A 19,098-nucleotide genomic window follows, 5' to 3' on the forward strand; every position below is an offset into this window, starting at 1 on the left:
GTGCAGCACCTGGCGATATAACTTGTTAATGTGATGTAAGTCACTATTTAATGGAAATTAACTGCAATCATTTTCATTCATGGTGAGGTGTGTCACGAAATTCTGCGTAGTGCTTCTGTAAAGTACCGTTTTACTTCTTCTGACTAACCGACCCACAGAGGAGTCACCCTATGTCTAAGTCTGATGTTTTTCATCTCGGCCTCACTAAAAACGATTTACAAGGGGCTACGCTCGCTATCGTCCCCGGCGATCCTGAGCGTGTGGAAAAGATCGCCGCGCTGATGGATAAGCCGGTCAAGCTGGCTGCCCATCGTGAGTTCACCACCTGGCGCGCAGAGCTGGATGGCAAAGCGGTGATCGTGTGCTCTACCGGTATCGGTGGTCCGTCTACCTCTATTGCTGTTGAAGAGCTGGCCCAGCTGGGCATTCGTACTTTCCTGCGTATCGGTACCACCGGCGCTATCCAGCCGCACATCAACGTCGGCGACGTGCTGGTCACGACCGCGTCCGTCCGTCTGGACGGTGCAAGCCTGCACTTTGCACCGATGGAATTCCCGGCAGTGGCTGATTTCGAATGCACCACCGCGCTGGTTGAAGCCGCGAAGTCCGTAGGCGCAACCACCCACGTGGGCGTAACCGCCTCTTCCGACACCTTCTACCCGGGCCAGGAGCGTTACGACACCTTCTCAGGCCGCGTGGTAAGCCGTTTCAAAGGCTCAATGGAAGAGTGGCAGTCCATGGGCGTGATGAACTACGAAATGGAATCCGCAACGCTGCTGACCATGTGCGCAAGCCAGGGTCTGCGTGCCGGTATGGTGGCGGGCGTTATCGTCAACCGTACCCAGCAGGAGATCCCGAACGCCGAAACCATGAAGCAGACCGAAAGTCATGCGGTGAAAATCGTGGTGGAAGCCGCGCGTCGCCTGATCTAGTCCTCTCCTTTCGAAATCAAAGGCCGACACGTTCGGCCTTTATTTTTTGCGTAGCGCCTCGCAGGAAAACCCTTTCAAACTGGACGTTTATACAGCACAATCTTATTTTGTGCGGGTAATACGTTGATGCAGGGGGCATTGTGGATATCTCAATCCTGATTTATGCGGTGATTGCGCTGGCGGGCGTGGCGATAGGCTGGCTCATTTCCAGCTATCAGCATGCACAGCAGAAGGCCGACCAGCTGGCAGAGCGCGAAGAGATAGTCGCTGAATTAAGTGCGGCAAAGCAGCAGCTTGCGCTGAGTGACCACTGGCGAGAGGAGTGCGAGCTGCTCAACAACGAGCTGCGCAACCTGCGAGATATCAACACCTCGCTGGAGGCCGATCTCCGCGAAGTGACCACCCGCCTTGAATCCACCCAGCTGCACGCGGAAGACAAAATCCGCCAGATGATCAACAGCGAGCAGCGCCTCAGCGAACAGTTTGAGAACCTCGCCAACCGTATTTTCGAGCACAGCAACCGCCGCGTTGATGAACAGAACCGCCAGAGCCTGAACAGCCTGCTGACGCCCCTGCGCGAACAGCTTGACGGCTTTCGCCGTCAGGTGCAGGACAGCTTTGGGCAGGAGGCGCGCGAGCGTCACACCCTGGCGCATGAGATTCGCAATCTCCAGCAGCTGAATGCCCAGATGGCGCAGGAAGCGGTCAACCTGACCCGCGCGCTGAAAGGGGATAACAAAACCCAGGGCAACTGGGGAGAAGTGGTGCTGACCCGCGTGCTGGAAGCCTCTGGACTGCGGGAAGGGTATGAATACGAAACGCAGGTCAGCATTGAGAACGATGCCCGCTCGCGCATGCAGCCGGATGTAATTGTGCGGCTGCCGCAGGGTAAAGATGTGGTGATTGACGCCAAAATGACGCTGGTGGCGTATGAACGCTACTTTAATGCGGACGATGACTACACGCGCGAGTCTGCGCTGCAGGAGCACATTGCCTCCGTGCGTAATCATATTCGCCTGCTTGGCAGAAAAGACTACCAGCAGCTGCCGGGGCTGCGCTCGCTGGACTATGTCCTGATGTTCATCCCGGTAGAACCCGCATTTCTGCTGGCACTCGACAGACAGCCTGAACTTATCACCGAAGCGCTCAAAAATAACATTATGCTGGTCAGCCCCACCACGCTGCTGGTGGCGTTACGCACCATTGCGAACCTGTGGCGCTATGAGCACCAGAGCCGCAACGCGCAGCAGATTGCCGATCGCGCCAGCAAGCTGTACGACAAAATGCGCCTTTTCGTGGACGACATGTCTTCAGTCGGGCAGAGCCTGGATCGTGCGCAGGATAACTACCGCCAGGCGATGAAAAAACTCGCATCCGGACGTGGCAATCTGCTGGCACAGGCTGAATCATTCCGCAGCCTGGGGGTTGAGGTTAAACGCGAGATTAATCCGGAATTGGTCGAACAGGCCACCGCCCAGGACGACGAGTTTCGCCTGCGAGAAGGTGCGGACGAACAAAATACAAACAGTGAAGACAATACGTTAGCGGCGGATTTATCACCAGACGAGACCCCAGCGCGTTTCTTTCGCGGTGGTTGAAACGTAGGGCAAACGCGCCCAATCTGTTACACTTCACGAACATTTTACTGATAAGCAGGCTCTAAGATGGCTGACGATTCACAAGACACAACGCACTTTGGCTTTCAGACTGTTGCCAAAGCGCAGAAAGCTGACATGGTGGCCCACGTATTTCATTCCGTGGCGGCGAAGTACGATGTGATGAATGACCTGATGTCGTTCGGCATTCATCGCTTGTGGAAGCGCTTCACCATTGACTGTAGCGGCGTTCGTCGTGGGCAAACGGTGCTGGACTTAGCCGGCGGAACGGGCGATTTGACCGCGAAGTTCTCCCGTCTGGTGGGCGAAACCGGTCGCGTTGTTCTTGCCGATATTAATGACTCCATGCTGAAAATGGGACGCGAAAAGCTGCGTAACATTGGCGTGGTGGGGAATGTGGAATATGTGCAGGCAAACGCCGAAGCGCTGCCATTCCCGGATAACACCTTTGACTGCATCACGATCTCTTTCGGTCTGCGTAACGTGACCGATAAAGAAAAAGCGCTGCGCTCCATGTACCGCGTGCTGAAGCCGGGTGGACGTCTGCTGGTGCTCGAGTTCTCTAAACCGATCATTGAGCCGCTGAGCAAAGCCTACGACGCCTATTCCTTCCACGTGCTGCCGCGTATTGGCGAGCTGGTGGCTAACGACGCTGAAAGCTACCGCTATCTGGCGGAATCTATCCGTATGCACCCGGATCAGGACACATTAAAAGCCATGATGCAGGATGCAGAATTTGAAAATGTTGAATATTTCAACCTGACGGCGGGCGTCGTCGCGCTGCATCGCGGTTACAAATTCTGAGTGGAGGTGTCCCGTGCCCTTTAAACCCTTAGTCTCCGCAGGCATCGAGAATGTACTGAACGCTTTTCTGTATCGCGCTCCTGCGCTGAAATCTGCGCGTCAGCGGCTTAACGGGAAGGTATTACGCATTGTTTTAAAAGAGTTCTCGACGCCGCTTGTGCTGGTATTCAGTGAACGCCAGCTTGACGTACTGGGTGAGTGGGAAGGTGAAGCCGACTGCTCGGTCATCACGCACATGAGCGTGCTGCCAAAACTGCGCGATCGTCAGCAATTAACGGCGCTTATCCGCAGCGGTGAGCTGGAAGTGGAAGGCGACATTCAGGTCGTGCAGAACTTCGTTGCGCTCACCGATCTGGCGGAGTTTGATCCGGCAGAGCTGCTCGCGCCTTTTATCGGCGATATTGCCGCCGAAGGCATCGGGAAAGTCCTTCATGGTGGCGCCTCCTTTGCGCGTAAAAGCCTTCAGCGCCAGCAACGCTATGCGGCGGAAGTGCTGACTGAGGAGTGGCGAATGGCGCCCGGGCCACTGGAAGTTGCATGGTTTGCGGAAGAAACCGCTGCTGTTGAACGTGCGGTTGATGCGTTAACCAAACGGCTGGAAAAACTGGAGGGCAAATGACGCCTGGTGAAATTCGGCGCCTCTATTTTATTATTCGCACCTTTTTGAGCTACGGGCTCGACGAGCTTATCCCCAAAATGCGTATTACGCTGCCGCTTCGTATCTGGCGGCGGATGCTCTTCTGGATGCCCAATCGCCATAAAGGTCAACCGCTGGGTGAGCGTCTGCGCCTGGCGCTGCAGGAGCTAGGCCCGGTTTGGATTAAATTCGGACAGATGCTGTCGACCCGCCGCGATCTGTTCCCGCCACTGATTGCCGATGAGCTTGCGATGCTGCAGGATCGCGTCGCACCGTTTGACGGCGCGCGCGCGAAAAAGCAGATTGAAGAGGCGATGGGAAATGTACCCGTCGAGACCTGGTTTGACGATTTCGACATTAAGCCACTGGCATCGGCCTCTATTGCGCAGGTGCACACCGCGCGTCTGAAAGAAAACGGCAAAGAAGTCGTTATTAAGGTCATTCGTCCGGACATCCTGCCAGTCATCAAAGCGGACATGAAGCTGATTTATCGTCTGGCGCGCTGGGTGCCACGCCTGCTGCCGGACGGGCGTCGCCTTCGTCCCCTGGAAGTGGTGCGGGAATATGAAAAAACGCTGATTGATGAGCTTAACCTGCTGCGCGAATCGGCAAACGCCATTCAGCTGCGTCGCAACTTTGAAAACAGCCCGATGCTCTATGTACCTGAAGTCTATTCTGACTACTGCAGCCAGAACATGATGGTGATGGAACGTATCTACGGTATTCCGGTTTCGGATGTGGTCGCCCTGGAGAAACAGGGAACGAACATGAAGCTCCTGGCCGAACGTGGCGTACAGGTCTTCTTTACCCAGGTGTTCCGCGACAGCTTTTTCCATGCAGACATGCATCCGGGCAATATCTTCGTGAGCTACGAACACCCTGAGGACCCGAAGTATATCGGTATCGACTGCGGGATTGTGGGGTCGCTGAACAAAGAAGATAAACGGTATCTTGCTGAGAACTTCATCGCGTTCTTCAACCGCGACTACCGTAAGGTGGCCGAGCTGCACGTCGATTCCGGCTGGGTGCCGCCGGACACCAACGTCGAAGAGTTCGAGTTCGCGATCCGGACCGTTTGTGAACCTATTTTTGAAAAACCGCTGGCGGAAATTTCCTTCGGGCACGTGCTGTTAAACCTGTTCAACACGGCTCGCCGTTTTAATATGGAAGTTCAGCCACAGCTAGTTTTACTTCAGAAAACATTACTTTACGTTGAGGGTGTAGGCCGACAGCTCTATCCTCAGTTAGACTTGTGGAAGACCGCGAAACCTTTCCTTGAATCCTGGATTAAGGATCAGGTTGGCATTCCGGCGCTGGTGCGCTCGCTGAAAGAGAAAGGCCCGTTCTGGATAGAAAAAATGCCTGAAATTCCTGAACTGGTTTATGACAGTTTGCGTCAGAGCAAGAACCTTCAGCACAGCATGGATAAAATCGCCCGCGAGCTTCAGTCCAGCCGTGTTCGCCAGGGACAGTCACGCTATCTCTTTGGGATTGGCGCAACGCTGCTGCTGAGCGGTACGCTGCTGCTGATCAACCGTCCGGACTGGCAGATGATGCCCGCCTGGCTGATGGCTGGCGGAGTGGTAGTCTGGCTGGCAGGCTGGCGAAAAACGCGCTGAGCGTGCGTCGCTATCGACGGGTCGCATACGTATAATGCGATCTGACTCATTAATCATCTATCCCTGAGGAACATGTATGGGTGGTATCAGTATCTGGCAATTGTTGATCATTGCCGTCATCGTCGTGCTGCTGTTTGGCACCAAAAAGCTCGGTTCTATTGGTTCCGATCTGGGCGCGTCTATCAAAGGCTTCAAGAAAGCGATGAGCGATGATGAGAGCAAGCAGGATAAAACCAGCCAGGACGCTGACTTTACTGCTAAATCCATCGCCGACAAGCAAGAAGAAGCCAAAAAGGAAGACGCTAAACGCCACGATAAAGAGCAGGTGTAAGTCGTGTTCGACATTGGTTTTAGTGAGCTCCTGCTGGTCTTTGTGATTGGCCTGATTGTGCTGGGGCCGCAGCGTCTGCCGGTGGCAGTGAAAACCGTTGCGGGCTGGGTTCGTGCGCTGAGATCGCTGGCATCGACCGTTCAGAACGAACTGGCGCAGGAGCTTAAGCTGCAGGAATTTCAGGAAAGCCTGAAAAAGGTCGAGAAGGCTAGCATGGATAACCTGACGCCGGAACTGAAAGCGTCAATGGATGAGCTGCGCGAAGCGGCGGAATCGATGAAGCGCTCCTATAGCGTTAACGATCCTGAAAAAGCGAGCGATGAAGCGAACACCATCCATAACCCGGTGGTTAAGGGCAGCGAGGAGCAGCGCGAGGGCGTAACGCCTGCCAGTGCTGAACATCAGGCTGCCGCACCAGAACAGACGCCGCAGGAAACCGAATTGAAAAAACAGGCGCAGCCGGAAGAGCCGGTGGCAAAAGCGGCGGAAGTGAAGCCCGCTGCGTCCGTTTCCGAATCATCCCCCTCGTCGAGTGATAAAGCGTAAACATGGCAGTAGATGATACTCAACCGCTGATTACGCACCTCATTGAGCTGCGTAAGCGCCTGTTAAACTGCATTATTGCGGTTTTACTCATATTCCTGTGCCTGGTCTATTTTGCCAACGATATCTATCAGGTGGTCTCTGCGCCGCTGATCAAGCAGATGCCGCTGGGCGCAACGATGATTGCAACAGACGTTGCTTCTCCGTTCTTTACCCCCATCAAGCTGACCTTCTGGGTGTCGTTGATTGCCTCTGCACCGGTCATTCTTTACCAGGTGTGGGCGTTTGTGGCGCCAGCGCTGTATAAGCATGAACGCAAGCTGGTGATCCCGCTGCTGGTGTCCAGCTCGCTGCTGTTCTATATCGGCATGGCGTTTGCCTATTTCGTTGTCTTCCCGCTGGCCTTCGGCTTCCTGACGCATACCGCGCCTGAAGGGGTCCAGGTGTCGACGGATATCGCCAGCTACCTCAGCTTTGTGATGGCGCTGTTTATGGCGTTTGGCGTGGCATTCGAAGTGCCGGTGGCCATTGTGCTGCTTTGCTGGGTAGGGGTTACGACCCCGGATGACCTGCGTAAGAAGCGTCCATATATTCTGGTGGGTGCCTTCGTGGTCGGCATGCTGCTGACACCGCCGGACGTGTTCTCGCAGACGCTGCTGGCCATACCGATGTACTGTCTGTTTGAGGTCGGCGTTTTCTTCTCGCGTTTCTACGTGGGTAAAGGGCGTCGAGCGGATGACGAAGACGATACGTCCGACAAGACCACTGAAGAGTAAAACCAGCCGCCCGTCAGGGCGGTTGTTATATGGGGATTTGCATGTTTGATATCGGACTCAACCTGACCAGCTCGCAGTTTGCGAAAGATCGTGATGAGGTGGTTGCGCGCGCGTTTGCCGCCGGGGTGAAAGGACTGCTGCTGACGGGCACCAACCTGCATGAGAGCGAGCAGGCGCAGCAGCTGGCGCAACGATACGATCGCTGTTGGTCTACTGCTGGCGTGCATCCTCACGACAGCAGCCAGTGGACAGCGGAGAGTGGCGACACTCTGTACAGGCTGGCGAAGACGCCAGACGTTGTGGTGATCGGCGAATGCGGTCTCGATTTCAACCGTAACTTTTCCACGCCTGAAGAGCAGGAAAAAGCGTTTACTGCTCAGCTTGCGCTGGCAGCAGAGCTTGGAATGCCCGTATTTATGCACTGCCGCGACGCGCACGAGCGTTTCCTGGCACTTCTGGATCCGTGGCTGGAGAAACTGCCCGGCGCGGTACTGCACTGCTTCACCGGTTCACGGCAGGAAGCGCTGGATTGCCTGGCGCGAGGGCTTTATCTGGGTATTACCGGCTGGGTTTGCGATGAGCGTCGCGGGCTTGAACTTCGGGAGCTGTTGCCGGTGATCCCGGCTGACCGGCTGCTCCTCGAAACCGATGCGCCTTATCTGCTACCGCGCGATATGAAGCCCAAACCGGCATCGCGGCGAAATGAGCCCGCTTATCTGGGGCACATTGTGGAGAGCGTTGCGAAGTGGCGCGGAGAGGATCCGCACTGGCTTTCGGCGCAGACGGATGACAACGTGCGTAATCTGTTCGGGATAAACGTTTAAAGCTTGCGGAAGTCGGTGTTTTTAACGCTCTGCAGTACCTGCTTGTTCAGCAGATTGAGCAACAGCATAGAGCGGGCTTCCCCGTCCGGCTCGGCAAAAATCGCCTGCAGGCCTTCGAAAGCGCCTTCGGTAATCACGACGCTATCGCCCGTGTAAGGAGTTTCGGGGTCGGTGATCCCTTCAGGCTGTTGATAAACCGACAGCTGATGAATGACCGTTGACGGAACCGTTGCCGGGTGTGCGCCAAAACGAACGAAGTGGCTGACGCCGCGCGTTGCGCTGATGGTGGTGGTGTGGATGACTTCCGGGTCGAACTCCACGAAGAGGTAGTTCGGGAACAACGGCTCACTGACGGTTGTGCGCTTCCCGCGCTGCATTTTTTCAAGCGTGATCACGGGCGTCAGGCAATTTACAGACTGACGTTCAAGATGTTCCTGCGCGCGCTGAAGTTGCCCGCGTTTGCAATACAGTAAATACCAGGCCTGCATAATCACTCTTTCCCTTAGTTCGGGGCGCAAGCATATCAAAACCCTGGCGGGATCGCTAAGTTGATTATAATGGGGGAAAATGGAACAGAACGCATAAGTTCACGCTTATTTAACAAAATTACAGCATCAAGCAGGCTTACGCCGTATAATGAAGCGCTTACAGAGAGGCCATGATTAACTGCATGAAATACCACGATCTCCGCGACTTCCTGACGCTGCTGGAAAAGCAGGGTGAACTCAAACGTATTACTCTTCCTGTCGATCCTTATCTGGAGATGACAGAAATTGCTGACCGCACCCTGCGTGCCGGTGGCCCCGCATTACTGTTTGAAAATCCGAAAGGTTACTCCATGCCGGTGCTGTGCAACCTGTTTGGTACACCGCGTCGTGTTGCACTGGGAATGGGGCAGGAAGACGTCACGGCGCTGCGTGAAGTCGGTAAACTGCTGGCGTTTCTGAAAGAGCCTGAGCCACCGAAAGGCTTCCGCGATCTGTTCGACAAGCTGCCGCAGTTTAAGCAGGTGCTGAACATGCCCACCAAGCGCCTGCGCGGCGCGCCGTGCCAGCAGAAAGTGCTGGAAGGCGATGCGGTAGATCTGACCAAAATCCCTATCATGCAATGCTGGCCTGAAGATGCCGCTCCGCTGATCACCTGGGGGCTGACCGTTACGCGCGGCCCGCACAAAGAGCGGCAAAACCTCGGTATTTACCGCCAGCAGTTGATTGGCAAGAATAAACTCATCATGCGCTGGCTGTCGCATCGCGGCGGCGCGCTGGATTTCCAGGAGTGGTGCGCTGCGCATCCGGGGGAGCGTTTCCCGGTGTCTGTCGCCTTAGGCGCCGATCCGGCCACCATTCTGGGAGCCGTCACGCCGGTGCCGGATACGCTCTCTGAATATGCGTTTGCAGGCCTGCTGCGCGGAACGAAAACCGAAGTCGTGAAGTGTATTTCTAACGATCTCGAAGTTCCTGCCAGTGCGGAAATTGTGCTGGAAGGTTACCTCGAGCAGGGTGAAATGGCGCCAGAAGGCCCTTACGGCGACCACACCGGCTATTACAACGAAGTGGATAACTTCCCGGTGTTTACCGTGACGCACATTACGCAGCGTGAAGATGCGATTTATCACTCCACCTATACCGGACGTCCACCGGACGAACCGGCGGTGCTGGGCGTGGCGCTGAACGAAGTGTTTGTGCCAATCCTGCAAAAGCAGTTCCCGGAAATTGTTGATTTTTATCTGCCGCCTGAAGGATGCTCGTATCGCATGGCGGTGGTCACGATGAAGAAGCAGTATCCTGGCCATGCTAAACGCGTGATGATGGGCGTATGGTCTTTCCTGCGCCAGTTTATGTATACCAAATTTGTTATTGTCTGCGATGATGACGTTAACGCCCGCGACTGGAATGACGTAATCTGGGCCATTACCACGCGAATGGACCCGGCGCGCGATACGGTGTTAGTCGAAAACACGCCGATAGATTACCTGGATTTTGCCTCGCCGGTTTCCGGTCTTGGCTCAAAGATGGGACTGGATGCCACAAATAAATGGCCTGGCGAAACCGACCGTGAATGGGGTCGCCCGATCAAAAAAGATCCTGCAGTGACCGCGCGAATTGACGCGATCTGGGACGAGCTGGCCATAATGAATAACGGTAAACCCTGAGCTGACCGTTAAGCCCTATAGACTTCCCGACAGAGAGAGCGAATGACAACCTTAAGCTGTAAAGTGACCTCGGTAGATGCCATCACCGACACCGTATATCGCGTCCGTTTAGTGCCAGAAGCGCCATTCTCTTTCCGCGCGGGTCAGTACCTGATGGTTGTGATGGATGAGCGTGATAAGCGTCCTTTCTCTATGGCCTCAACGCCAGCGGAGCAGGAATTTATTGAGCTTCATATTGGTGCGTCAGAGCTTAACCTGTATGCGATGGCGGTGATGGATCGGATCCTGAAGGAACGTGAAATCGTAGTGGATATTCCGCACGGTGATGCGTGGCTGCGCGATGACGAAGACCGTCCGCTGATCCTGATCGCTGGCGGTACGGGCTTCTCTTATGTGCGCTCTATTCTGTTGACCGCACTGGCGCGTAACCCGGACCGCGACATCACCATTTACTGGGGTGGCCGCGAAGAGAAACATCTGTACGACCTGTCTGAACTGGAAGCGCTGAGCGTAACCCATCCTAACCTGCGCATTGAGCCGGTGGTTGAGCAGCCGGAAGAGGGCTGGCGTGGTCGTAGCGGGACGGTGCTGACGGCGGTGCTGCAGGATCACGGCACGCTGGCAGGGCACGATATCTACATTGCTGGCCGTTTTGAGATGGCGAAAATTGCCCGTGACCTGTTCTGCAACGAACGTGACGCGCGTGAAGACCGCCTGTTTGGCGATGCATTTGCCTTCATTTAAATAAAAAACCCGCCCCTGACAGGCGGGAAGAACGGCAACTAAACTCTTTCTCTTCGCCAGTGAAGCCAGTGGCGGTGAGATACCTGTCGTAGGCCGGGAAAGCGCAGCGCCTCCCGGCAAAAGCCCGATGGCGCGATGCTTATCGGGCCTACGTTATAGCCTTACACTCTCTCAAACACCGTCGCGATACCCTGACCCAGCCCGATACACATCGTTGCCAGACCAAACTGGGCATCTTTGCGTTCCATCAGGTTGATAAGCGTCGTGCTGATACGCGCTCCGGAGCAGCCCAGCGGGTGACCAAGGGCGATCGCGCCGCCGTTGAGGTTAATCTTCTCGTCGATCTGTTCCATCAGCCCCAGATCCTTAATGCACGGCAGGATCTGCGCGGCGAACGCTTCGTTCATTTCAAACAGGTCGATGTCGCTGGCGGTTAATCCCGCTTTTTTCAGCGCCAGCTTCGAGGCCGGAACCGGGCCGTAACCCATGATTGAAGGATCGCAGCCCACGACCGCCATCGAACGTACCCGAGCGCGAGGCGTTAAGCCCAGCTCGCGGGCGCGGCTTTCGCTCATCACCAGCATCGCGGCGGCACCGTCGGACAGCGCCGACGAAGTACCTGCCGTTACCGTACCGGTGACCGGATCAAACGCAGGGCGCAGGGTAGAAAGCGCTTCTACGGTGGTTTCCGGGCGGATGACTTCGTCATAGCTGAACTGCTTCAGTACGCCGTCTGCGTCGTGACCGCCGGTCGGGATGATCTCATTCTTAAAGGCACCGGACTGCGTCGCCGCCCATGCGCGAGCGTGAGAGCGCGCGGCAAAGGCATCCTGCATTTCACGGCTGATGCCGTGCAGACGAGAGAGCATCTCTGCGGTCAGGCCCATCATCCCCGCGGCTTTCGCCACGTTACGGCTCATGCCAGGATGAAAATCGACCCCGTGGCTCATCGGCACGTGACCCATGTGCTCAACGCCACCCACCAGGCAGGCCTGCGCATCGCCGGTCATGATCATCCGCGCCGCGTCGTGCAGCGCCTGCATGGATGAACCGCACAGGCGGTTCACGGTGACAGCCGGAACCGAATGCGGGATCTCCGCCAGCAGCGACGCGTTACGGGCGATGTTGAAACCTTGCTCCAGGGTCTGCTGCACGCAGCCCCAGTAGATATCGTCCAGCGCAGCAGGATCCAGCGCCGGGTTACGCGCCAGCAGGCTACGCATCAGATGCGCGGAGAGATCTTCTGCACGCACGTTACGGAATGCACCGCCTTTTGAACGGCCCATCGGGGTGCGAATCGCATCAACAATGACAACCTTTTCCATTGTGACTCCTTAAGCCGTTTTCAGCTCGCCAACCGGACGGGCTGGCTCAACTGCTGGATAGTAGGGTTCGTTATGGCGCGCTTTGTTACGCAGCCCTTCCGGCACCTCATAAAGCGGGCCGAGGTGCTGATACTGCTGAGCCATATCGAGATAGCGGGCGCTGCCGAGCGTGTCCAGCCAGCGGAACGCGCCGCCGTGGAACGGAGGGAAGCCCAGGCCGTATACCAGCGCCATATCGGCTTCTGCCGGGCTGGCGATGATGCCTTCTTCGAGGCAACGCACCACTTCGTTGACCATCGGGATCATCATCCGGGCGATGATTTCATCGTCGGAGAAGTCGCGTTTTGGCTGACTGACTTCAGCCAGCAGGCCATCCACCGCGGCATCTTCTTCTTTCTTCGGTTTACCTTTGCTGTCTTCTTTATAGCGCCAGAAGCCCAGGCCGTTTTTCTGGCCGAAGCGGTTAGCGTCAAACAGCGCGTCAATGGCGTCGCGATAATCTTTCTGCATACGCTGCGGGAAGCCTGCCGCCATCACCGCCTGAGCGTGGTGGGCGGTATCAATGCCGACCACGTCCAGCAGATACGCCGGGCCCATCGGCCAGCCGAACTGTTTTTCCATCACTTTGTCGATTTTGCGGAAGTCCGCACCGTCGCGCAGCAGCTGGCTGAAACCGGCGAAGTAAGGGAACAGCACGCGGTTGACGAAGAAGCCCGGGCAGTCGTTAACAACGATCGGCGTTTTGCCCATCTTGCTTGCCCACGCCACCACTTTAGCGATGGTTTCGTCAGAGGTTTTTTCCCCACGGATCACTTCGACCAGCGGCATACGGTGTACCGGGTTGAAGAAGTGCATCCCGCAGAAGTTTTCCGGACGCTTCAGCACGCTCGCCAGTTCGCTGATTGGAATGGTGGAGGTGTTAGAGGCCAGCACGGTCTCAGGACGAACCCTGTCTTCCGTTTCCGCCAGCACCGCTTTTTTGACTTTCGGATTCTCGACGACGGCTTCGACCACCACGTCGACACGGTCGAAACCGCTGTATTCCAGCACGGGCTGAATGGTGGAGATCACGCCTGCAAGCTTCAGCCCGTCAATTTTTCCGCGCTCCAGCTGTTTATTCAGCAGCTTGGCCGCTTCGGTCATGCCCAGCGTCAGGGATTTCTCGCTGATGTCTTTCATCACTACCGGCACGCCTTTCCAGGCCGACTGGTAAGCGATGCCGCCACCCATAATGCCGGCGCCGAGTACCGCCGCATGTTTTGGCGTCTCAACGTTTTTAGTCAGCTGTTTGGCTTTACCCTTCACGAACTGATCGTTGAGGAAGATACCGACCAGCGCGCGGGCTTCGTTGGTGTGCGCCAGCGGGACAAAGCTCTGATTTTCGAGCTTCAGCGCTTCATCGCGTCCGAGACGAGCAGCCGCTTCAATGGTTTTTACCGCCGTGATCGGCGCCGGGTAGTGTTTACCCGCCGTCTGCATCACCATGCCTTTGGCGATGGTAAAGCTCATGGTGGCTTCAATCTTGCTGAGTTTTAACGGCTCCAGCTTCGGCTGGCGTTTGGCTTTCCAGTCGAGATCGCCGTTAATGGCCTGACGCAGAATGGCGAGTGCGCCTTCAACCAGTTTCTCTGGCTTCACGACGCCGTCGACCAGGCCGATTTTCTGCGCCTGTTCGGCGCCGACATCTTTACCTGCGGCAATGATCTCCAGGGCGCTGTCGGCACCCAGCATGCGCGGCATACGCACGGAGCCGCCAAAGCCCGGCATAATGCCCAGCTTGGTTTCCGGCAGGCCGATGCGCAGGTCCGGCGTCGCAAGACGGTAGTCGGTCGCCAGCACGCACTCGCAGCCGCCGCCCAGCGCATAGCCGTTAACGGCGGAAAGGGTCGGGACAGGCAGATCTTCCAGACGATTAAAGACGCTGTTGGCAAAGTGCAGCCACTGGCTCAGCTGTTCTTCCGGGACCAGGAACAGCGAAAGAAACTCGGTGATATCGGCACCGACAATAAAGGCCGCTTTGTTCGAACGCAGCAGCAGCCCTTTTAATTCAGGTTGTTTTTCAAGAACATCTAGCGCCTGGCCAAGACTGGCCACCGTCGCGGTATCAAGCTTGTTCACTGAGCCGGGGGCATCGAACACCAGTTCGGCAATGCCATCTTCCAGCCAGTTGAGGTACAGGGTGTCGCCTTTGTAGAGCATGTCAGTCTCCTGAATCCAGCAATTGGATCTGGTCATACCAGATGAATCGGAGTGTGGGATTTATGTTAATAAAATGCAAATTACTCATTAAGAAAATGCTGCATTGATCACGGTCGGTGGAAATCACGCAGCCGGAGTGAGGTGTGCTAAGATGCGATGACTTGAGGTCAAAAAAACGAAAGGAAGAATGATGGACTCACTGGCTTCGCTTTATAAAAATCATATCGTTACCCTACAGGAACGTACCCGCGATGTACTGGCCCGCTTTAAGCTGGATGCGCTGCTGATCCACTCCGGCGAGCTGATGAATACCTTTCTGGATGACCACGCTTATCCGTTTAAGGTGAACCCGCAGTTTAAAGCCTGGGTGCCGGTGACTCAGGTTCCAAATTGCTGGCTGCTGGTGGATGGCGTGAACAAGCCGAAACTGTGGTTCTACCTGCCGGTCGATTACTGGCACAACGTAGAGCCGCTGCCGACCTCTTTCTGGACGGAAGAGATTGACGTGATTGCGCTGCCGAAAGCGGACGGCATTGGCAGCCAGCTGCCTGCGGCGCGTGGCAACATCGGCTACATTGGCCCTGTTCCGGAGCGTGCGCTGGGTCTGGATATTCCGGCAGACAAACTCAATCCGAAAGGGGTGCTGGATTACCTGCACTATTACCGCGCGTATAAAACCGACTACGAACTTTACTGCATGCGTGAAGCGCAAAAAACGGCGGTGAACGGTCACCGTGCGGCGCACGAAGCGTTCCAGTCCGGCATGAGCGAGTTCGATATCAACCAGGCGTATCTGACCGCGACGGGCCACCGTGATACCGACGTGCCGTACAGCAACATTGTCGCGCTGAACGAGCACGCGTCTGTGCTTCACTACACCAAACTGGATCACCATGTTCCGTCGGAAATGCGCAGCTTCCTGCTGGACGCAGGCGCCGAGTACAACGGTTACGCGGCCGACCTGACCCGTACCTGGGCGGCGAATGCGGATACCGATTTCGCGCAGCTGATTAAAGACGTGAACGATGAACAGCTGGCGCTGATTGCCACCATGAAGGCCGGAACCAGCTATGTGGATTACCACATCCAGTTCCATCAGCGCATCGCAAAACTGCTGCGTAAGCATCAGATTGTGAAAGACATGAGCGAAGAGGCGATGGTCGAGAACGATCTGACAGGGCCATTCATGCCGCACGGTATCGGGCACCCGCTGGGCCTGCAGGTTCACGACGTTGCGGGCTTTATGCAGGATGATACCGGTACGCACCTGGCGGCACCGTCTAAATATCCTTACCTGCGCTGCACCCGTATTCTGGAGCCGCGTATGGTGCTGACGATTGAACCGGGGATCTACTTTATCGAATCCCTGCTGGCGCCGTGGCGTGAAGGCCAGTTCAGCAAACACTTCAACTGGGAAAAAATTGACGCGCTGAAGCCGTTTGGCGGTATTCGCATCGAAGATAACGTTGTGGTTCACGAAAACGGTATCGAGAACATGACGCGAGACCTGAAGCTGGCCTGATGGAAAGCTGGCTGATACCGGCTGAACCGGTCACCTTTGTTGAGGAAATCAAGAAAAGCCGCTTTATTACGCTGCTGGCGCATACCGACGGCGTAGAGGCGGCAAAGGCGTTTGTCGAATCCGTCCGGGCTGAGCATCCTGACGCGCGTCACCACTGCGTGGCGTGGGTGGCAGGGCCGCCCGACGATTCACAACAGCTGGGGTTTTCCGACGATGGTGAACCGGCGGGCACGGCCGGTAAACCCATGCTTTCACAGCTGATGGGCAGCGGCGTGGGGGAAATTACCGCCGTGGTGGTGCGCTACTACGGTGGTATTTTGTTAGGCACGGGTGGGCTGGTAAAAGCGTATGGCGGCGGAGTTCAGCAGGCATTGAATATGCTCTCAACTATCCGCAAAACGCCGCTCACTGAATATACTTTGTTGTGCGATTACGCTCAGCTATCGGGCATTGAAACGCTGCTCAAACAGTTTAACGGTGTGATTGCGCACAGTGATTACCAGGCAATGGTGCAATTGCGCGTGGCGCTTCCTCAGGCGGAGCTGGCTGCTTTTTCAGCAAAACTGGCTGATTTTAGTCGTGGTTCGTTGCAATTGCTGCCGATTGAAGAATAATCCCCACCTCACTTTTTTGAATACCAAAGGAAGCGGCAGAGATGCATTTTCGTGCCATAACCCGAATCGTTGGACTACTGGTCATACTCTTTTCCGGGACGATGATTCTCCCTGGACTGGTGGCGCTTATTTACCGGGACGGCGCGGGGCGGGCATTTACCCAGACCTTCTTTGTCGCGCTGGCGATCGGCTCGCTGCTGTGGTGGCCAAACCGTCGTCAGAAAGGTGAGCTGAAATCTCGCGAAGGCTTTTTGATTGTTGTCCTGTTCTGGACGGTGCTGGGGAGCGTCGGTTCGCTGCCCTTCATCTTCTCTGAACAGCCTAACCTGAGCATCACGGATGCCTTTTTTGAATCCTTCTCCGGTTTAACGACCACCGGGGCGACGACGCTGGTGGGGCTGGATTCACTTCCGCACGCCATTCTCTTTTATCGCCAGATGCTGCAGTGGTTCGGGGGGATGGGGATCATCGTCCTGGCAGTGGCTATTCTGCCTATTCTGGGCGTTGGCGGCATGCAGCTCTATCGCGCCGAAATGCCCGGGCCGCTGAAAGATAATAAGATGCGCCCGCGTATTGCCGAGACGGCGAAAACTCTCTGGCTTATCTATGTCTTGCTGACGGTGGCCTGTGCGCTGGCGCTATGGTTCGCCGGGATGCCCGCTTTCGACGCCATCGGACACAGCTTTGCGACGATCGCTATCGGCGGGTTCTCCACCCACGATGCCAGCGTCGGCTACTTCGACAGCCCAACCATTAATACCATCATTGCCATTTTCCTGCTGATTTCAGGCTGTAACTACGGTCTGCACTTCTCTTTACTGAGCGGTCGAAGCCTGAAAGTGTACTGGCGTGACCCGGAGTTCCGCATGTTCATTGGCGTCCAGCTGACGCTGGTGATCATCTGTACCCTGGTGCTGTGGTTCCATGATGTCTACAACTCCGCGCTGACCACGCTAAACCAGGCGTTCTTCCAGGTGGTATCGATGGCGACGACCGCCGGGTTTACCACGGACAGCATCGCGCGCTGGCCGCTGTTCCTGCCGGTGCTGCTGTTATGCTCGGCATTTATCGGGGGCTGTGCGGGTTCTACGGGCGGTGGCCTGAAGGTAATTCGTATTCTGCTGCTGTTTAAGCAGGGCAACCGCGAGCTGAAGCGCCTGGTCCACCCGAACGCGGTTTACAGCATTAAGCTGGGGAACCGCGCGCTGCCGGAACGTATCCTCGAAGCGGTGTGGGGATTCTTCTCGGCGTATGCGCTGGTCTTTATCGTCAGCATGCTGGCGATTATCGCGACGGGGGTGGATGATTTCTCCGCCTTTGCGTCCGTCGTCGCAACATTGAATAACCTCGGGCCTGGCCTGGGCGTTGTGGCGGATAACTTTGCCAGTATGAACCCGGTCGCGAAATGGATCCTCATCGCCAATATGCTGTTTGGTCGTCTTGAGGTCTTTACGCTGCTGGTGCTGTTCACCCCTACATTCTGGCGCGAGTAAGGAGCCGTTGATGAAAACATTGATTCTTTTCTCTACGCGAGACGGGCAAACGCGTGAGATTGCCGCTTATCTGGCGTCGGAATTAAAAGAGCTGGGTATTTACTCTGATGTGGTGAACCTGAACCGTGCGGAGCAGATAGCCTGGCAGGAGTACGATCGCGTGGTAATTGGCGCGTCCATTCGTTACGGACATTTCCATCCGGCGCTGGACCGCTTTGTGAAAAAGCACACGGCGGTGCTCAACAAATTGCCCGGTGCGTTTTACTCGGTCAATCTTGTCGCACGTAAAGCCGAGAAGCGTACGCCGCAGACCAACAGCTACACGCGCAAGTTTTTGCTTGGCTCGCCGTGGCAGCCAGACCTGTGCGCCGTCTTTGCCGGCGCGCTGCGCTACCCTCGCTACCGCTGGTATGACCGCTTTATGATCCGCCTGATTATGAAGATGACCGGGGGGGAAACCGATACGCGTAAAGAAGTGGTTTATACCGACTGGTCGCAGGTGGCCAGTTTTGCGCGGGAAATTGCACATTTAACGGGCGATTCGCGACATAAATAAGCGTTAAGTTTGAAAAGTGAGCGAACGAAAAGTTTTTTGTATTTTGTGCTTGTCACATCGGAATAACTCCCTATAATGCGCCTCCACTGACACGGAACAACGGCACACACGCCGCCGGGTCAGCAGAGAATAGCGAAAATAAACGCTTGACTCTGAAGCGGGAAAGCGTAATATGCACACCCCGCGCCGCTGCGAAAAGCGAAGCGGCACTGCTCTTTAACAATTTATCAGACAATCTGTGTGGGCACTCAAAGTGACATGGATTCTTAATGTCTTCGGACAATAAATGAATACCAAGTCTCTGAGTGAACATACGTAATTCATTACGAAGTTTAATTCACGAGCATCAAACTTAAATTGAAGAGTTTGATCATGGCTCAGATTGAACGCTGGCGGCAGGCCTAACACATG

General features: G+C 55.8%; 18 protein-coding genes. 15 read left to right on the forward strand and 3 right to left on the reverse strand.

Annotation, left to right across the window (positions count from 1 at the left end):
- Positions 1–170: 170 nt before the first annotated feature.
- From udp to tatD, 9 genes are all read left to right on the forward strand, one after another.
- A complete protein-coding gene (gene udp, locus P346_RS00545; RefSeq protein ID WP_003860792.1) occupies positions 171–932 on the forward strand; it encodes a uridine phosphorylase in 762 nt (253 codons plus the stop codon).
- Between the two features lie 140 nt (positions 933–1,072).
- The gene (gene rmuC, locus P346_RS00540; RefSeq protein ID WP_032662844.1) at positions 1,073–2,530 is read left to right on the forward strand and encodes a DNA recombination protein RmuC; all 1,458 of its coding nucleotides are present in this window, start codon (positions 1,073–1,075) and stop codon (positions 2,528–2,530) included.
- A 66-nt stretch (positions 2,531–2,596) separates the two neighbouring features.
- Positions 2,597–3,352 carry a bifunctional demethylmenaquinone methyltransferase/2-methoxy-6-polyprenyl-1,4-benzoquinol methylase UbiE gene (gene ubiE, locus P346_RS00535; RefSeq protein ID WP_023309612.1) on the forward strand — a complete coding sequence of 252 codons (756 nt, stop codon included), beginning with the start codon at positions 2,597–2,599 and terminating at the stop codon, positions 3,350–3,352.
- A 13-nt stretch (positions 3,353–3,365) separates the two neighbouring features.
- On the forward strand, positions 3,366–3,971 hold the full coding sequence (ubiJ, locus tag P346_RS00530; RefSeq protein WP_032662845.1) for a ubiquinone biosynthesis protein UbiJ: 606 nt from the start codon (positions 3,366–3,368) through the stop codon (positions 3,969–3,971).
- Complete coding sequence (ubiB, locus tag P346_RS00525; protein WP_029741825.1) at positions 3,968–5,608, forward strand: ubiquinone biosynthesis regulatory protein kinase UbiB; 1,641 nt, start codon at positions 3,968–3,970, stop codon at positions 5,606–5,608. Before ubiJ ends, ubiB begins: the two co-directional genes overlap by 4 nt.
- 76 nt (positions 5,609–5,684) lie before the next feature.
- Positions 5,685–5,939, forward strand: a complete 255-nt coding sequence (tatA, locus tag P346_RS00520; protein WP_024908000.1) for a Sec-independent protein translocase subunit TatA — start codon at positions 5,685–5,687, stop codon at positions 5,937–5,939.
- Between the two features lie 3 nt (positions 5,940–5,942).
- Positions 5,943–6,485 (forward strand): Sec-independent protein translocase protein TatB, encoded by a 543-nt coding sequence (gene tatB, locus P346_RS00515; RefSeq protein ID WP_032662846.1) that lies wholly within the window; start codon positions 5,943–5,945, stop codon positions 6,483–6,485.
- Between the two features lie 2 nt (positions 6,486–6,487).
- On the forward strand, positions 6,488–7,258 hold the full coding sequence (gene tatC / locus P346_RS00510) for a Sec-independent protein translocase subunit TatC (RefSeq protein ID WP_023309607.1): 771 nt from the start codon (positions 6,488–6,490) through the stop codon (positions 7,256–7,258).
- Positions 7,259–7,299: 41 nt separating this feature from the next.
- Entirely contained in the window at positions 7,300–8,082 is a 783-nt protein-coding gene (tatD, locus tag P346_RS00505) for a 3'-5' ssDNA/RNA exonuclease TatD (RefSeq protein WP_032662847.1), read from the forward strand.
- Here the strand turns inward: tatD and rfaH are convergent.
- Entirely contained in the window at positions 8,079–8,570 is a 492-nt protein-coding gene (gene rfaH / locus P346_RS00500) for a transcription/translation regulatory transformer protein RfaH (protein WP_023333788.1), read from the reverse strand. The genes tatD and rfaH overlap by 4 nt on opposite strands.
- A 173-nt stretch (positions 8,571–8,743) precedes the next feature.
- Here rfaH and ubiD point away from each other — a divergent pair, with 173 nt between their 5' ends.
- Both ubiD and fre read left to right on the forward strand, forming a co-directional pair.
- A complete protein-coding gene (gene ubiD, locus P346_RS00495; RefSeq protein WP_162269347.1) occupies positions 8,744–10,234 on the forward strand; it encodes a 4-hydroxy-3-polyprenylbenzoate decarboxylase in 1,491 nt (496 codons plus the stop codon).
- A gap of 42 nt (positions 10,235–10,276) precedes the next feature.
- Positions 10,277–10,978, forward strand: a complete 702-nt coding sequence (gene fre, locus P346_RS00490) for an NAD(P)H-flavin reductase (protein WP_008501516.1) — start codon at positions 10,277–10,279, stop codon at positions 10,976–10,978.
- Between the two features lie 161 nt (positions 10,979–11,139).
- On the opposite strand, the gene fadA is transcribed toward fre, so the two are convergent.
- Both fadA and fadB read right to left on the reverse strand, forming a co-directional pair.
- Positions 11,140–12,303, reverse strand: a complete 1,164-nt coding sequence (gene fadA, locus P346_RS00485) for an acetyl-CoA C-acyltransferase FadA (RefSeq protein WP_008501515.1) — start codon at positions 12,301–12,303, stop codon at positions 11,140–11,142.
- Between the two features lie 9 nt (positions 12,304–12,312).
- The gene (gene fadB / locus P346_RS00480; RefSeq protein ID WP_032662848.1) at positions 12,313–14,502 is read right to left on the reverse strand and encodes a fatty acid oxidation complex subunit alpha FadB; all 2,190 of its coding nucleotides are present in this window, start codon (positions 14,500–14,502) and stop codon (positions 12,313–12,315) included.
- A 190-nt stretch (positions 14,503–14,692) separates the two neighbouring features.
- Between fadB and pepQ the strand changes: the two genes are divergently transcribed.
- Genes pepQ through hemG form a run of 4 tightly spaced genes read left to right on the forward strand, consistent with a single transcriptional unit; the run spans position 14,693 to position 18,687 of the window.
- The gene (gene pepQ / locus P346_RS00475) at positions 14,693–16,024 is read left to right on the forward strand and encodes a Xaa-Pro dipeptidase (RefSeq protein ID WP_032662849.1); all 1,332 of its coding nucleotides are present in this window, start codon (positions 14,693–14,695) and stop codon (positions 16,022–16,024) included.
- Positions 16,024–16,638, forward strand: coding sequence for an IMPACT family protein (locus P346_RS00470; RefSeq protein ID WP_032662850.1), 615 nt, complete (start codon positions 16,024–16,026; stop codon positions 16,636–16,638). The genes pepQ and P346_RS00470 overlap by 1 nt, the downstream gene beginning before the upstream one ends.
- A 41-nt stretch (positions 16,639–16,679) precedes the next feature.
- The gene (trkH, locus tag P346_RS00465) at positions 16,680–18,131 is read left to right on the forward strand and encodes a Trk system potassium transporter TrkH (RefSeq protein WP_023309600.1); all 1,452 of its coding nucleotides are present in this window, start codon (positions 16,680–16,682) and stop codon (positions 18,129–18,131) included.
- Between the two features lie 10 nt (positions 18,132–18,141).
- Complete coding sequence (hemG, locus tag P346_RS00460) at positions 18,142–18,687, forward strand: menaquinone-dependent protoporphyrinogen IX dehydrogenase (protein WP_032662851.1); 546 nt, start codon at positions 18,142–18,144, stop codon at positions 18,685–18,687.
- Positions 18,688–19,098: the final 411 nt, after the last annotated feature.

The sequence above is a fragment of the Enterobacter sp. DC1 genome (assembly GCF_000568075.1).
GTDB lineage: Bacteria > Pseudomonadota > Gammaproteobacteria > Enterobacterales > Enterobacteriaceae > Enterobacter > Enterobacter asburiae.

Excerpts from the sequence above, each read along its gene's own strand:
- trkH (WP_023309600.1), top strand. The coding sequence starts at position 16,680 with ATGCATTTTCGTGCCATAACCCGAATCGTTGGACTACTGGTCATACTC.
- tatC (WP_023309607.1), top strand. The coding sequence starts at position 6,488 with ATGGCAGTAGATGATACTCAACCGCTGATTACGCACCTCATTGAGCTG.
- ubiB (WP_029741825.1), top strand. The coding sequence starts at position 3,968 with ATGACGCCTGGTGAAATTCGGCGCCTCTATTTTATTATTCGCACCTTT.
- fre (WP_008501516.1), top strand. The coding sequence starts at position 10,277 with ATGACAACCTTAAGCTGTAAAGTGACCTCGGTAGATGCCATCACCGAC.
- pepQ (WP_032662849.1), top strand. The coding sequence starts at position 14,693 with ATGGACTCACTGGCTTCGCTTTATAAAAATCATATCGTTACCCTACAG.
- fadA (WP_008501515.1), bottom strand. The coding sequence starts at position 12,303 with ATGGAAAAGGTTGTCATTGTTGATGCGATTCGCACCCCGATGGGCCGT.
- tatD (WP_032662847.1), top strand. The coding sequence starts at position 7,300 with ATGTTTGATATCGGACTCAACCTGACCAGCTCGCAGTTTGCGAAAGAT.
- hemG (WP_032662851.1), top strand. The coding sequence starts at position 18,142 with ATGAAAACATTGATTCTTTTCTCTACGCGAGACGGGCAAACGCGTGAG.
- fadB (WP_032662848.1), bottom strand. The coding sequence starts at position 14,502 with ATGCTCTACAAAGGCGACACCCTGTACCTCAACTGGCTGGAAGATGGC.
- ubiE (WP_023309612.1), top strand. The coding sequence starts at position 2,597 with ATGGCTGACGATTCACAAGACACAACGCACTTTGGCTTTCAGACTGTT.
- udp (WP_003860792.1), top strand. The coding sequence starts at position 171 with ATGTCTAAGTCTGATGTTTTTCATCTCGGCCTCACTAAAAACGATTTA.
- tatA (WP_024908000.1), top strand. The coding sequence starts at position 5,685 with ATGGGTGGTATCAGTATCTGGCAATTGTTGATCATTGCCGTCATCGTC.
- P346_RS00470 (WP_032662850.1), top strand. The coding sequence starts at position 16,024 with ATGGAAAGCTGGCTGATACCGGCTGAACCGGTCACCTTTGTTGAGGAA.
- rfaH (WP_023333788.1), bottom strand. The coding sequence starts at position 8,570 with ATGCAGGCCTGGTATTTACTGTATTGCAAACGCGGGCAACTTCAGCGC.